The sequence below is a fragment of the Thermostichus sp. MS-CIW-25 genome (assembly GCF_054060015.1).
The window spans coordinates 1-13,151 of record NZ_JBSSCS010000012.1 but is presented as its reverse complement, the minus strand read 5'-3'; the positions used below and the strand labels follow the sequence as shown (position 1 = coordinate 13,151).

At 55.0% G+C, this 13,151-nt stretch carries 13 protein-coding genes and 1 tRNA gene; 8 read left to right on the top strand and 6 right to left on the bottom strand.

The genetic code is table 11. The features are described from left to right. Positions 1–13: 13 nt before the first annotated feature. Positions 14–982, top strand: a complete 969-nt coding sequence (gene ygfZ, locus ACVWZ1_RS06195; RefSeq protein WP_457502872.1) for a CAF17-like 4Fe-4S cluster assembly/insertion protein YgfZ — start codon at positions 14–16, stop codon at positions 980–982. 65 nt (positions 983–1,047) lie between these two features. On the opposite strand, the gene ACVWZ1_RS06190 is transcribed toward ygfZ, so the two are convergent. The 4 genes from ACVWZ1_RS06190 to ACVWZ1_RS06175 form a co-directional block, all read right to left on the bottom strand. Continuing rightward, positions 1,048–1,302: an HNH endonuclease gene (locus ACVWZ1_RS06190; protein ID WP_011430012.1), complete on the bottom strand. Its 255-nt coding sequence runs from the start codon at positions 1,300–1,302 to the stop codon at positions 1,048–1,050. Between the two features lie 2 nt (positions 1,303–1,304). After that, a complete protein-coding gene (locus ACVWZ1_RS06185) occupies positions 1,305–1,721 on the bottom strand; it encodes a KGK domain-containing protein (protein ID WP_049749739.1) in 417 nt (138 codons plus the stop codon). Between the two features lie 323 nt (positions 1,722–2,044). Continuing rightward, positions 2,045–2,455 carry a KGK domain-containing protein gene (locus ACVWZ1_RS06180; RefSeq protein WP_457502871.1) on the bottom strand — a complete coding sequence of 137 codons (411 nt, stop codon included), beginning with the start codon at positions 2,453–2,455 and terminating at the stop codon, positions 2,045–2,047. Positions 2,456–2,502: 47 nt separating this feature from the next. Beyond that, positions 2,503–5,037: a dynamin family protein gene (locus ACVWZ1_RS06175; RefSeq protein WP_457502869.1), complete on the bottom strand. Its 2,535-nt coding sequence runs from the start codon at positions 5,035–5,037 to the stop codon at positions 2,503–2,505. 739 nt (positions 5,038–5,776) lie between these two features. On the opposite strand from ACVWZ1_RS06175, the gene ACVWZ1_RS06170 reads away from it, so the two are divergent. The 3 genes from ACVWZ1_RS06170 to ACVWZ1_RS06160 all read left to right on the top strand — a co-directional run bounded on the left by ACVWZ1_RS06170 (position 5,777) and on the right by ACVWZ1_RS06160 (position 8,257). Next, positions 5,777–6,784, top strand: coding sequence for a COX15/CtaA family protein (locus tag ACVWZ1_RS06170; RefSeq protein WP_457502868.1), 1,008 nt, complete (start codon positions 5,777–5,779; stop codon positions 6,782–6,784). Between the two features lie 54 nt (positions 6,785–6,838). Continuing rightward, positions 6,839–7,831, top strand: coding sequence for a heme o synthase (locus ACVWZ1_RS06165; protein WP_457502896.1), 993 nt, complete (start codon positions 6,839–6,841; stop codon positions 7,829–7,831). Between the two features lie 147 nt (positions 7,832–7,978). Then, entirely contained in the window at positions 7,979–8,257 is a 279-nt protein-coding gene (locus ACVWZ1_RS06160) for a hypothetical protein (protein ID WP_011432303.1), read from the top strand. A gap of 303 nt (positions 8,258–8,560) precedes the next feature. On the opposite strand, the gene ACVWZ1_RS06155 is transcribed toward ACVWZ1_RS06160, so the two are convergent. Further along, positions 8,561–8,633: transfer RNA gene (locus ACVWZ1_RS06155), tRNA-Ala, on the bottom strand. Positions 8,634–8,895: 262 nt separating this feature from the next. On the opposite strand from ACVWZ1_RS06155, the gene sppA reads away from it, so the two are divergent. The 4 genes from sppA to pheA all read left to right on the top strand — a co-directional run bounded on the left by sppA (position 8,896) and on the right by pheA (position 12,804). After that, entirely contained in the window at positions 8,896–9,933 is a 1,038-nt protein-coding gene (sppA, locus tag ACVWZ1_RS06150; RefSeq protein ID WP_457502866.1) for a signal peptide peptidase SppA, read from the top strand. Between the two features lie 44 nt (positions 9,934–9,977). Beyond that, positions 9,978–11,252, top strand: coding sequence for an alanine racemase (gene alr, locus ACVWZ1_RS06145; protein ID WP_414417395.1), 1,275 nt, complete (start codon positions 9,978–9,980; stop codon positions 11,250–11,252). Between the two features lie 183 nt (positions 11,253–11,435). Further along, positions 11,436–11,804, top strand: a complete 369-nt coding sequence (locus ACVWZ1_RS06140) for a late competence development ComFB family protein (RefSeq protein ID WP_457502865.1) — start codon at positions 11,436–11,438, stop codon at positions 11,802–11,804. Positions 11,805–11,817: 13 nt separating this feature from the next. Then, positions 11,818–12,804 (top strand): prephenate dehydratase, encoded by a 987-nt coding sequence (gene pheA, locus ACVWZ1_RS06135; protein ID WP_457502894.1) that lies wholly within the window; start codon positions 11,818–11,820, stop codon positions 12,802–12,804. Positions 12,805–12,878: 74 nt separating this feature from the next. Here pheA and ACVWZ1_RS06130 read toward each other — a convergent pair. Then, positions 12,879–13,151 (bottom strand): zinc ribbon domain-containing protein (locus tag ACVWZ1_RS06130; protein WP_457502863.1); only part of this gene is annotated, 273 nt, incomplete at its 5' end.

Genomic DNA, 13,151 nt, shown 5'->3' with positions numbered 1-13,151 from the left:
TCTGGGGTGAGCGATGTCTCTTCTAGCTGCTGTTTCCACGGGATCCCTGCTTCTGGATCGCTCCGGGTGGGGCCGTTTGCGCATGAAGGGATCCCCAGGCTTGGACTATCTGCACAACCAAAGCACCCAAAATCTGAAGGCCCTCAAGCCAGGGCAGGGGGCCGACACGGTTTTCGTGACCCCCACCGCCGGCATCCTGGATTTGGCAACGGTGTACGTGGGAGAAGAAGACTGCTGGATCTGGACTTCACCCCAGCGGCGCAGCCTGCTGATGCAGAGTTTGGGGCGCATGCTGCCTTTGGTGCGGGGAGCACAGTTGAAAGATGAGACAGATCAGACCTTTGGTTTTGGATTGCTCGGATCCCAGAGTCAGGCTCTCCTGGAGCAAGTGGTGAGCTCAGAAGAGATCCCGACCGGGCCTCATGAGCACCGCCCCGTGGAGATCCAGGGGATCCCTGTCCATCTGGCTTGTGGCACGGGTCTTGCCCAGCCGGGGTTTACCCTCTGGGGCACCATTGACCAGAAAGTCGCTCTTGAAGAATGCTTGCTCCAAGCCGGAGCCAAGCTGGCCCCACCTGAGCTGTGGGAAGTCCTACGCCTAGAAGCGGGTCGCCCCGCCGCCGACCGAGAGCTGACCTCAGACTACAACCCCCTAGAAGCCGGCCTGTGGCGAGCTGTTTCCCTTGACAAAGGTTGCTACGTTGGCCAGGAAGTCTTGGCCAAGCAGGTAACCTACCGGCGCATTCGGCAAACTTTGTGGGGGATCCGCCTTCAAGGAGAAGCTCGTCCTGGCACAGAGATTTTGCGGCAGGGGGAAAAGATTGGGCTGCTGACCAGTGCAGGCCAAACTTCGCAAGAGTACCTGGGATTGGGATACGTGCGCACCAAGTTTGAGCCCGCCGAAGGTCTACAAGTAGAAGTCGGCTCGGTGCCGGGAGTCCTGACTCGAATGCCGTTTTTGAGCTTTCCGCCTATTGTCTGAGGTTGTTTTTGCAGACCTCTCTCCTCTCTTTTCTAGAGGGAGAAGCGTAGGCGAAACACCGCAACTCACCAGTCAAAGTGGCGGCGAAAGCGGGGATCCCGTCGATCCTTTTTGCGTCGGTTGCAGGTTTTGCACAACGTTTGCAGATTGCTGATATCGTTACTGCCCCCTTGGGCAATGGGGATGATGTGATCGATCTGAAGCTGAACCTCTGGGGGCGACTTTCCGCAACCGCGACAACGGAAGCCGTCTCTTTGGAAAACATACTCCCGCACGGCTGCTGGAATTAGAATCCTTTCGCCGGATTTTCTTTCTTTCATCGTTATTCATCCATACTGCGAAGATCGTCCAGTGGAGACTTTTCATCTAGAGGTTCTAATATCTCTTGGTCGGGTTCTTTTATCAGAAATTCAGGATTGTCAGGATAAAAGTCAATCGTAACTTCTACTCTTACTTTTACTCTACCGGTCTGCCAACCGTTAGTTTTAGGAGAAAGAATCGAGCATGGAACTCCTTTATAGAAAAAATGAACCTGATCTTCATGGGGAATACCTGTTTGTATCTCAGACGAACTCAAGTGACTGTTTAGTCCGCTTCCCATTTGGTCAAACCTCAGGAAATAAGAATTGATAGAATCGCAAAGCTTGGAAATCATGTAGACTTTCTGCTTATTGTTCTTGTTGATAAAAGTGATAACTCCGTCTCCCAGTTGGCTAAGATTAATGGATGTTTTTGTCATCTTATCGACCTCAAGACATAGAGACAACAATCCACGGTGAGCCAGGACGTAAGAGTTTAGCAGGAATTCCTTTCACGTTAGTTATTCCGTTCAAGTTGCTCCATAGAATCGAGACTCCCTTTTCGCTAAGTTTGCTGGATAAGTAGGATCTGATACTCTCATAAACAATCTCTGAGTACACCTGAGCAAACTCTTGCGAGTAGATTAGGCGTCCTCCTATATCAATGACAGTATTTTGGAAAATATCTAGCTCAACAAAGCACTCCTGAGATTGATCATTACTTGACACTTGCCCAACCCCCTCTATGTCTCTCTGGCTTAGGCTAGCTCTCACTTTCGCGAAGGTCATCCAGAGGGGATCCGCTGCTGCTCTCTGAGCCTGTATCCTCTGGCTCAAACTCTACAATGATCCGCAATCTGACTCTGCCTTTTTCCCAATCTTTCTTGCCCGGCACCAAGAGTTGACAAGCAAGTCCCTGCCCAAACCACTTCGCTTCTTGCAACAATTTTTCTTCTGGCTTGGGAGCAAGAAGGCTACTGGCAATGTTGAGCAAGTCTTCCGGCGGCAGGATCCCTGAGGATCTCAAGGCCGCAATGAACAAGCGATTCAGCTCTTCTTTCTTGGTCAAGTCCTCTTGGGCTGCTTTGACCAAGTTGGCAACCTTGAAAGTTTTCTCTCTTACAGAGAGGATCCCTTCTGGGTGCTGCTGTAGAGGTATTGATTTGGATCCCATGACTTTATCTGGATCAAGTGAAAGGCCAAAAACAAAGACAAGCCGCTCTATCTCAGATCATCGAGGATGCTATCCAACTCTGGAAAACTCTCGTCTATGGGTGTAGAACGATCAAGAGCGACTGCTTCGCTTGCATTGCTGTCACCTACTTGCTGTTCAGGAAGACTTGCCAAAATCTGAACTGACTCACCAACAGAGGAAGGTTCAGGACGAGTAATCAAGGGCAGCATCTCACGATTGAGGCCCAAAGCTTGCAAGCAGAGGTTGATCCCAGAAACAGCTTGGTTGTACTTGTCTATGCTTGCCTCCAGTTCTTTCAGCCGCTGTTGGTTAAGCGCAATTTTCTCTTCAGCCTCTTTTCTGAGAGTTGCTTCCATGAACTGCTTTGCTTCTGGGTACTTTTGCAAAATCTCATCGGCTACTTGCTTGGCAACCGGCAATAGCTGAGTTTTCAGAGTATTGTTGGTCTCTTGTCGGAAGCTAGAACGCACTGTCTGGTTAATTTTCGGCTCGAAGTCAAGCTTAAGTAATTGTCGGATTCCAGGCTCTGCGTCGCGAATAGCAGAGATGTCATAAGATTGGCTGGTTTGCTTTAGGACTTCTCGAAACTGGTAGATCGAGAATGTTCCTTCGTCGTAGAAGCGGGGACTTTCTCTGAGGTAGCGGTCGCACTCTTTTCGGGCACCATTGACAAGAGAACTCAAAGTTACATCTCTAACCAAAAGAAGCTTTTTCTCCAAGTCCCCATCGGATCCCAGTAGGCGAAACAACTGCCTGTAGTAGCTCGAGCTGCGAACTTCATCAACAAGGCGACGAAAGAAGTTCTCTACAAGCGTGCTGGCTGATTCTACCAGGATGTCCTCTAGATGGTTGGATAAATAGTAAAAGGCTTCGACCAATACAGCTAAGAATGGAGCTGTGGAGTTGCGGGGACGAATGCGAACGGCTTGACTGTAAACATTGTCCAACGAAAAAGTATCCAAAAGCTCATCTAGCCTCCGTACCATCCTAGCCTGCAATTTACGGAAATCGTTCTCAAATTCTTTGTTTTCTCCGTTAATAACTTTATTGACTACTGTCTGGATATGCTCGTCAAACTCTCGGCCAATACTGGCTAGCTGCTGATTGATCAGCGTCAGCTCATAGGAAATCATGCTGTCAATCTCTTTGGGCTGGCTATCAATGTCTCGGTAGAGATCTAGATAGGACTTCCTCATCTCGATGCAGAGAGGTTGCAAATCATCGGCCAGCGCGGAAAATAGCTGTGGCCGCTTTTCTTCCGTTAAATAACGAGTGATCCCAGCCCGAAAGTCTTCAATACCGCTATCTTTAATCATATACTCAATCAAAGGTTTTCCCCACTCCCTCAGAATCCGAACGTAGTTATTTATGGGTGTGTCGTACCCATGTACAGAAGGGCGGAACGGGGATCCAACCAACCTACCTGACGTGCAGTACTTGTTAAACTCGCTGACAAACTGGGGTGTTTCTTCCCCACCACCCAATTCTTTGATGCTTTCTGAAAAAATCGTATCCAGTCCAAATCGATCCTCGGGGGTAGTTGCCTTGATCTGGGAACCATAGAAGCCGAGAAGGCCGCTTGTCTTAAATACGCGGAGTTGACGAAACTGCTGGTCGATAATGTTTTCTAGTCTCTGCTTTAGTTGTGCGTTGTACCAAGTCTCGTCAATCCGGTTAAACACATAGAAGACGCGATCCCTGATGCTATCATTACTTTGAATATGCTCAATAAGCTCTGTCTCTTCCTTGGTCAGCTCACCCGTTGCAGCACACTTGAGAACGCAAACAACTGCGGACGTATCCGGATCGGCAATTTTTCGATAAGTACGCTCTGCATCCGCTTTGACTGGAGCATCGATCCCAGGAGTATCGACAATAACGTTTCCATCTTCCAGCAAGGGGTGGTGGCAATAGTATTCCACCTTTCGCAAAACTGCGCTATTGGCGCCGCGCCGGGCAAAACCCGCAGCTTCCCTTAGGTTGCCGAAGTTGAGCTGCTCCATTGAGAAAACTTTGTTCTCGGTAGGGTGAATTTTGTCCCGGTTCTGCTGGAAACCTGTAATCAACAAGCGAAGTGCATCCGCCTGCTTCGCCCGCTCTGACTTGCTTTTGCCTCCCTCCTGCTGAATAATAGCCTCAGCACGCTCCTTCAGGGGATTCAGTGCAGTGTCTTCCAGCCTGCTGAGTGACGGAGCCAAGTTTAGGAAAGCGCAGAAGGCGGTCATCTGTTCTTGCACTTCCTGCTCGCTAAGAAAAGTGAGCACTACCCTCTCCGCATTTGGCTCTGCGTAGGCGATGTAGCACTCTGTCCCTGTGGCGTGCCCCTCGGCGCTGTAGAGAAGCTCTCTTTCTAAGAGGGCATTGATTAGCATAGACTTGCCGGCACTGAAAGCACCGGCAAAGACAATCTCGAAGGTTGGAGAAATAGCTTTGCTGAGGGAAGCTTGAATCCGAGTGGTATCTTGCTTGCCCGAAAAAGTGGAATCCTGATGCCAGAGTTGCAGGATAGCTTCAACCTGCTCTTTCAAGTTCTCACACTGAGGCAGGAGCTTTACAGACATAAGAGAGCAATCTCCACAGAGGCTGCTGGGATTATAACTTGCCTATGCTTGAGGTGAGGATTCCTACAGCAATTTTCTTCAGTGCTGGAGCTGTTCGAGATTTCGACCTAAGTCTAAGTCCAGATACCTACCTGAGCTCTTGAGTGAGAGCAAGGTTCTTTGTTGGCCAATACCGGGAAACTTCGCTGCCATCGTGACCCTCTCCGCCAGCATCCCAGATCTGGCAACGACGTATATGGATCCCAAGCCGGAGCGGAGCTGGCCCTGACAGAATTTTTGGGAATCTCTGTGCCCAGAAGCTGGTCATCCCGCCACCGAGCAAGAGCTGGCTCCAGACTACAGACTCCAAAAGGCAGTCTTGTGGCAGGCTGCTTCCCTTGGCAAAAGTTGCTGTATTGGCCAGGAAGTCTTGGCCAAGGGAGTGATGTATGGACACCCTGTGGGGGATCCGTCCTGGCGCAGAGGTTTTGCGGCAGGGGGAAAGGATTGGTCTGCTGGCCGGTGCTGGCTTGACTTCGTGGGGGTGCCTGGGATTGTGAGCCAAGAAAGAAATTCTTAAAAAGCTTTCGCCAGACGCAAAACCGCATTTAGGATTGGCTTCTAGGGTTCGTTAGCGAGTAACCTGCACCCTCGTTTTCAGAATCATCTGCTACCGAACCCGCTGCGTCTTGTCAGCCCAACCGATTTCTTCAGTGCAGGCTGCTTGAACCGTTGGCTTAATGTTCTGCCTTCAACTGCGATGGACTCTTCGATCTCTCAATCCCAACCTTCTTCCCGGCGGGATCCCGTGCCTTCGGGCAAGCTTTCCCGGCGCATAGGGCAAGCCCTACTGGGGTTAGCATTGGCCACTTGGCTGTTAATGGGGTTGGGCAGTGCCACCCGCGTCATGAATGCTGGGCTGTCTTGTCCAGATTGGCCCCTTTGCTACGGGGCAATTGTGCCCAGCCAGCAGATGAACCTGCAAGTCTTTTTGGAATGGTTTCACCGCATGGTGGCTTCTGGGGTAGGCTTGGCTACCTTGGTTCTAATGGGGTTTGCTTGGCTGAAGCGTCAGGCATTGCCCACTTGGCTGCCCTGGGGTTTGAGTTTGGCTTTTGCCCTGGTCTTGATGCAAGGGATCCTGGGCGGGCTGACGGTCACGGAGCTGCTGCGCTTTGACATTGTGACAGCCCACTTGGGCACGGGCCTGCTGTTCTTTGCCACTCTGCTTACTCTGGGATTACTGATCTTGACAGGATCCGGTTCCGAGGGCTTCGTCCTGCCGGCACGACTGGGTGAAGGACCGTTTTCCGTCGGCTACTTGCCTTGGCTGGGCTTGGGGGCGGTGCTGCTGGTGTATGTCCAGAGCCTTCTCGGTGCCTTGGTGGCCTCCCAATGGGCGTTGCATCAATGCTTTGCTGCCGGCGAGCTGTGCTGGGTGATGAACAGCCACCTGCTGGGAGTTGCTCCGGCCACCCTTGGGGTGTTGGCAGTAGCGGTGGCCACCGGGCTACGGCGCAAGCGGATCCCCTGGCTCCTCAAGCTTCTGGGTCATGGATCTGTCGGCCTGCTGCTGGTTCAGGTGGGGATCGGCGTTTTGACCTACCGTTACCGGCTGCAGGTGGAGCCTCTGACGGTGGCCCATCAGATGGTGGGGGCAGCTTTGCTGGCCTGTTTGCTGGCTTTTACGGTGCTGGCCTGGCAAATGCGAAGCCGAGGGGAAGAAGGCCGGTGGATGGCCGTAACCGCAGAAATGACCGGTGAGTGAATTTCCATGCAAAATAGCGTTTTAACTGACCGTCTGGCTTCCTACCAGGAGCCAATAGGGGGGATCCCTGCCGAGCAGAGCCCATGTGCTCTGGGGCGCGAACGCCAGGCGCTTGTCCAGGTTTTGCGCAGCTACAGCCAGTTGGTGAAGCCCAAGATCATCGCCCTCTTGCTGATGACCACGGCTGGGGCCATGTGGATGGCAGGCAACACCGACCCGTTCAGGTTTTTCATCACCCTTTTGGGGGGAGGAATGGCGGCGGCGGCAGCCAACGTCATCAACATGGTGTATGACGCCGATATCGATCGGATGATGGAGCGAACCCGTCATCGCCCCTTGCCTTCCGGTCGAATCCGAGCGCAGGATGCTCTGATTTTTGCCGGGATCCTGGCTTTGACTGCTTTTGGGCTGTTGGCCACGTTCACCAACCTGCTGGCTGCCAGTTTGGCCATGTCGGGGATCCTGGTGTACGTGGGGGTCTACACCCACTGGCTGAAGCGCTCCAGCACGCAAAATATTGTCATCGGTGGAGCGGCAGGAGCCATCCCGCCTTTGGTGGGCTGGGCAGCGACCACAGGTGAGCTGAGTTGGGCTGCCTGGGTGATGTTTGCCATTATCTTTTTGTGGACTCCACCCCACTTCTGGGCTTTGGCCATTCTGAAGCAGGAAGACTACGCTCGCGCGGGGGTGCCGATGCTGCCGGTGGTCGCGGGCGAAAGGATCACTGCCGCGCAGATTTTGCTCTACGCGCTGCTGATGGTTCCGGTCAGCCTGTTGCTGGTTTACCCATTGGGAATGCTGGGATCCTTTTATCTGAGCGTCGCGGCGCTGCTGGGATCCCTCTTGGTTTGGAAGGCGGTGCAGTTGCTGCAGGATCCCTGCAATCGAGATCGGGCAGCCTCGCTCTTCACGTTTGCCAACCTGTATCTGCTGCTGTTGTGCGGGGCCATGGGTCTGGATAGGTGGTCGTTGACCCACACCCTCTGGAGCCAGGCCACTGCGTCCCTCCAAGGGATTTACACCACCCTCATAGCGCTGGCCAGCTGACTTGCGCGAATGGGGGATCCCTGGGTTGATAACCCCCGTTGGCCAGCCGGTTTTTCCTCAAAATTGCGGCCCATTCTCAGAGAGTGGCACTCCATACCGTGCAGGGTAGAATGAGCTGATCATTAGCCAAGCAAGACACACCCGGCCATGACCAATGAGGAAATTGAGACGCGGTTTGTCCAGTTGGCCGAAGCTGTGACCAGGGTGGCCAATACAGTTGCCCAGGTTACCGATGCTCAGCTTGCCTTGCAGACTCTTTCGGGGCGTCTCGCTGAGGTTGTCCTGGAATTGCGGCAGGAAGTGCGGGAATTGCGGCAGGAGCTGAGAGAATTGAGGCAGCGGCAGGCTGAATCGGATCAACGCTTTGAGGTTCTCCTTCAGGAAATCCGCTTCTTGATCCGCCGCCAGGGAGAGGGGCAACCATGACCGGGTTTGCCGCTATGCCTTGCCTGTTTCCCACGAGGCCACAGATTGCTGGGTCGAAGACATTGGATTGGAACGGAGCGATATCACCATCGGTGTGAATTGTGGGAAAGGCTGGGGATCCCTTTTCCACTGCTGTTTTTTTGCTCCTGGTTCTTGCTGGCGAACCTTTGGCCTGTCAATTCGCCGGGGCTAACCGTCTTGGTGAGCTTTGCAGGTTCCAGGGTTGAAGAGTCCCAGAACCCTGGCCTGCCGGAAACTCTCCAGGCTTTGGATGCTGTTGTATCATAACCAACTCACAATCAATGGAGCTTAGCGGACTTGAACCGCTGACCCCTTCAATGCCATTGAAGTGCTCTACCAACTGAGCTAAAGCCCCAATCACTTGGCTTCGAGCCAGAATCCCGCTCAAGGATCCAACTTTCTATTCCATTCTACACCTGCAGCCTGTAGAAGCTGCCTTATTGGTAAAAAGTGCTGGGATCCCATACTAGATAAGGGGAGGATCCTTGTCAATAGTTTGGATGGCTCAACTGGGGGGAAGCAACAGTGGGGTTTGCTCGGCCCTCAGCCTTTTGTTGCCCGGCATCCCAGGAAGCCCGCAGGGTGGTAGAACGGAGTCAGTGGCAATTGAGGGGCCTGTGACACAAGAAACTCTGCTTAACCGCACTTTGGCAGCTTCTTTGCTGGTCGTCTGCCTTATCGCGGCCATTGTCGGGGGCACGCGCCCTGCCCCAGAGTCTACCCGAGGCGGGGTCGGTCTAGAGGCCGCACGGGGGGCGGATCGCATCGAGGTGGTCACCCTGGAAGGAGCGATAGGCAGCCCAGGGGGTTCGACTTTGGTAGGCCTGCCCACTTCTCCTGTGGAACAGTTGCGGGAGGCAGCACGGGATCCCTCTGTCAAGGCTGTATTGCTGCGCATCAACAGTCCCGGCGGAGCTGTGGGATCCAGCCAGGAACTCTACCGTGCCGTAACTGCTCTGCACGAGGCGGACAAGCCGGTGATCGCTATCCTAGAAAACATTGCTGCCAGTGGGGGGTACTACGTGGCCAGCGCTGCCGACAAAATCTATGCCAACCCTGGCACCCTGACCGGCAGCATAGGGGTTATCATCAGCGGCCTCAGCTTTGGTAAGTTGCTGGAGAACTACGGCATAGAGCCGCAGACCTTCAAAACCGGCGAGTACAAAGACCTTCTCTCTCCTTTCCGCAGTGCCACTCCTCAAGAGCAGCGCCTTCTGCAAAACTTGGTGGAGGATACCCTCGAGCAGTTCATTCGCGATGTGGCCCAAGGACGCCAGCACTTGCCAGAAAAGGCAGATGAGGTGCTGGAAGCAGAGATGATCGCGCGACGGCAGAGCTTGGATGAAGACCGGGTGCGACAATTGGCCGATGGACGCATCTTCACCGGGGCGCAAGCTGTGGAGGTGGGCTTGGTGGATGCTTTGGGGGGGTACACGGAGGCGGTGGAGGATCTGCGGCGCATGACCGGGGATCCCTCTTTGTCGCCGGCGGGTGAGGGAGAGGGCTTCCAACGAGTACTGCGACGCCTGTTAAGCCAAGGACTGTCCTCGCAAAGGCAAGCCGCTTGGCTGGGCCGGCTGTTGGAGAGCAACGAGGCTGTTGGGATCCCAGACGTGCCGTTGCTGTGGATGGCGCCGGAGTGGACTTTGCGCTAAACCTAAATCTAATCAGGACGGGTTTTGGGTGTGGGGGGTGAACGGTGAATCGAGAACCGGTCGCGCCGGCGGCGCAGGGCACTTTGAGAGCAGCTGCTCTGGGAGTGCAGGGCAATACTTGGAGAGAGGGATCCCAGAAGGCCAATTCCTTGGCGGAGCTGGATTGGGCCATCGACCTGGAGCTGTTGACCAGTCGGGCTTGGGTGGAAATTGACGCAGCCCAGCTGCGAGAAAACCTGCGACTGTTGCAGAGGCGCCTAGGCTCAAACGTCGAGATCTGGGCGGTGGTGAAGGCCAATGCCTACGGGCATGGGGCGCAGTTGGTGGCTCCCGTGGCTGTTGCGGCTGGGGCCAAGGGGCTATGTGTGGCCACCCTGGCCGAAGGGATCGAGTTGCGGCAAACGGGGCTGCAGGCTCCGGTTCTGGTGTTGGGAGCTTTGAATACTTGGGCGGAGCTACAGCAGGCCATGGCAGCCCGGTTGGAGGTCAGCCTCACCTGCACAGACCAAATCCCGCTGATGCGCCAGGTAGCCCGTTGGGCCGGGCGCCCCGTCCCGGTGCATGTCAATGTGGATACGGGTATGACCCGTTTGGGGATCCCCTGGAAGGAAGCTGCAGCCGTGTGGGGGCAGATTTGTCGGATCCCGGAGCTGGAAGGCTGTAGCTTGTTTTCCCATTTGGCGACGGCGGACGAGCCCCATTCTCCAGTCATGGAACAGCAGCACGCCCGCTTTGCCCAGGTGGTGGAACAGATCCGCCAAGCCGGGGATCCCTTACCGGCGCTGCATCTGGATAACTCAGCCGGTGCTTTAACCCATCTCCACTACTCCCGTGTGCGTTTGGGGTTGGTCCTCTATGGCCTGTCCCCTGCCCCTCACTTGCCGGTGCCAGGTCTGCAGCCAATTCTGCGGCTCAAGGCGCGGCTGTCCCACATCCAAACTGTGCCTGCTCAAACTGGCGTGAGCTATGGGCATCGCTACATCACCTCTCGCCCCAGTCGCATTGCCACTCTGGCCATCGGCTATGCGGATGGGATCCCACGGCGGCTTTCCGGCTGGCTGCGAGGATGGGTGCGCGGCGGCTTGATCCAACAGGTGGGCACAATCACGATGGATCAATGTATGTGGGATGTAACCGAGAGGCCGGATATCCAGGTGGGGGATGTGGTGGAGCTGCTGGGCCCCAATCTGGCAAATGCGGGTTTATCTGTGCAGGATTGGGCCGATCAGTTGGGTACTATTTCCTATGAGTTGCTGTGTGGACTTTCTGCCCGTCTGCCAAGAGTGTTGGTTAATTCTCTGGGTTTTGATGATGCCTGACACGACAGATTGGATTGTCTCAAGCACGGATAGGAGCGGGCCAGAGGCTGTTCGCGTCGGCAGCAGAGGGCTTGACTTGACGTGTCAACAGAGAGTAGAGCAGCATCGAAGGTAATCGAGGGCACTCCTGATCACTGAAAACAGTGACTTGGCGGCGGATTCGGTTCCCATTGGGAGGTAGCGATGGCGGAGCAACATAAGCCTCTGAAGAGCCTGGAAAATCAAATGGAACGGGCTGTTCTGGAGATGGTCAATGAAATCCTGCTGATGGAGAGTCAACAGCGCTACTGCTTCTGCGAGAAATTCTGTAACGATGCTGCCGCCCTGGCCTTGAACAACCTCCAGCCTCGATACGCCACCAGTTTTCACGGCTCTCTCCACACTTTGGAAGCCATTCAAGCGGATCAGGAGTTGCAGAGGCTGATCCGATTGGAGGTGGTGAAGGCCATGGACAAGGTGGCGGCCAATCCCCGTTGCCCAGAACCTGAATGTCCTTTGCTGCCGCGCGACGTCGAGGCGATAGAGTTAGAGCTGGCCCCTAGCGACAATTGAAGAAATGGCTCTGATGGAGCTGCGCTCCGCTAGCGCGAACGTTTCCCCTTCGCCAGTGGCCTTCCTCGGCCCTGCTGGAACCTACACAGAGTTGGCAGCTTTGCTGGCCTGCCCTGAGCAGCCTCACCTGCACAGCCAGGGATCCCACCCCTTAGTGCCTTATCCAACGATCAGCGCCTGTCTAGAGGCGGTAGCTGCCGGCCAGCAACAATGGGCGGTGGTGCCGGTGGAAAACTCGGTGGAGGGGGGGGTCTCGATGACCTTAGACGCCCTCTGGCAACTGGAGGGGCTAGGGATCCGGCAGGCGCTGATCCTGCCCATTCGCCATGCCCTCATCGGACGTGCCTCGCGGTTGGAGCAAATTGAGCAGGTCTACTCCCACCCGCAAGCTTTGGCCCAATGTCAGGCTTGGCTGAGATCCCATCTGCCCCAGGCCACTTTGATCCCAACCCGCTCGACCACCGAAGAATTGGATCGCCTGCAGGAGCAGCCCAGCGCCGCCGTCATCGCCTCAGAACGAGCTGCCACCCTCTACCAACTGCCGGTCTTGGCCTGCCCGATCAACGATCACCCCGACAATTGCACTCGCTTTTGGGTTATTGGCCGTGCGCCGCTCTCGCGTTCCGGTCAACAGGGTGAAACCTCTGCCGATCCTGCTTCTCCGGGGGGATCCCATACTTCCTTAGCCTTCAGCCTCCCCCACAACGTGCCGGGAGCGCTGCTGAAACCTCTGCAAGTGTTTGCGGAGCGAGGCCTGAATATGTCTCGCATTGAGTCGCGCCCCACCAAAAAATCGGCAGGGACGTATGTCTTTTTTGTCGATTTGGAGAACCCTATCGGCCAACCCTATTTGGATGCCGAGGTGGTTGCGGCGCTGGAATCAATTGCTGAAACCTTGAAGCTCTTCGGCAGCTACCCTGTGCATGACCTCTGCAAACAAGGTGCTCTATCCCAAACAGCAGGATCCCTGTCCCCTGAGGGGAAAGCGCGTCCAACGTAGACACGCCTTTCAAACCGTTGCATTATCTGGGTTCTAAGGCCCGAAAGTTGGGAGTAAACTACCCGGCACCCGCGCTATGCGCAGGGTGCGGGCTTTATCCCAATCCCTAGCGGCCCCAGAGGGCAGCTAAGTTTCGGAATTTCAGGCGAGTTTACAGTCGCCCCAAGGAGAGAGATTACCTGAGCAGCGTTATAGTCAGCATCCCCTTCCCAGCCACAATGTCCACACTTGAACGACTTGCCGCTTCGGTAGGACTTGCCCTGCTCAGGGTGGATGTGCAGGCAGTTATGACAGGTCTGACTGGTATAGGCGGGCGGAACCAGTACCACAGGCACTCCAGCAATGGC

Coding starts and splice junctions, on each gene's coding strand:
- ygfZ (WP_457502872.1), top strand. CDS start 14: ATGTCTCTTCTAGCTGCTGTTTCCACGGGATCCCTGCTTCTGGATCGC.
- ACVWZ1_RS06190 (WP_011430012.1), bottom strand. CDS start 1,302: ATGAAAGAAAGAAAATCCGGCGAAAGGATTCTAATTCCAGCAGCCGTG.
- ACVWZ1_RS06185 (WP_049749739.1), bottom strand. CDS start 1,721: ATGACAAAAACATCCATTAATCTTAGCCAACTGGGAGACGGAGTTATC.
- ACVWZ1_RS06180 (WP_457502871.1), bottom strand. CDS start 2,455: ATGGGATCCAAATCAATACCTCTACAGCAGCACCCAGAAGGGATCCTC.
- ACVWZ1_RS06175 (WP_457502869.1), bottom strand. CDS start 5,037: ATGTCTGTAAAGCTCCTGCCTCAGTGTGAGAACTTGAAAGAGCAGGTT.
- ACVWZ1_RS06170 (WP_457502868.1), top strand. CDS start 5,777: ATGGACTCTTCGATCTCTCAATCCCAACCTTCTTCCCGGCGGGATCCC.
- ACVWZ1_RS06160 (WP_011432303.1), top strand. CDS start 7,979: ATGACCAATGAGGAAATTGAGACGCGGTTTGTCCAGTTGGCCGAAGCT.
- ACVWZ1_RS06140 (WP_457502865.1), top strand. CDS start 11,436: ATGGCGGAGCAACATAAGCCTCTGAAGAGCCTGGAAAATCAAATGGAA.
- pheA (WP_457502894.1), top strand. CDS start 11,818: ATGGAGCTGCGCTCCGCTAGCGCGAACGTTTCCCCTTCGCCAGTGGCC.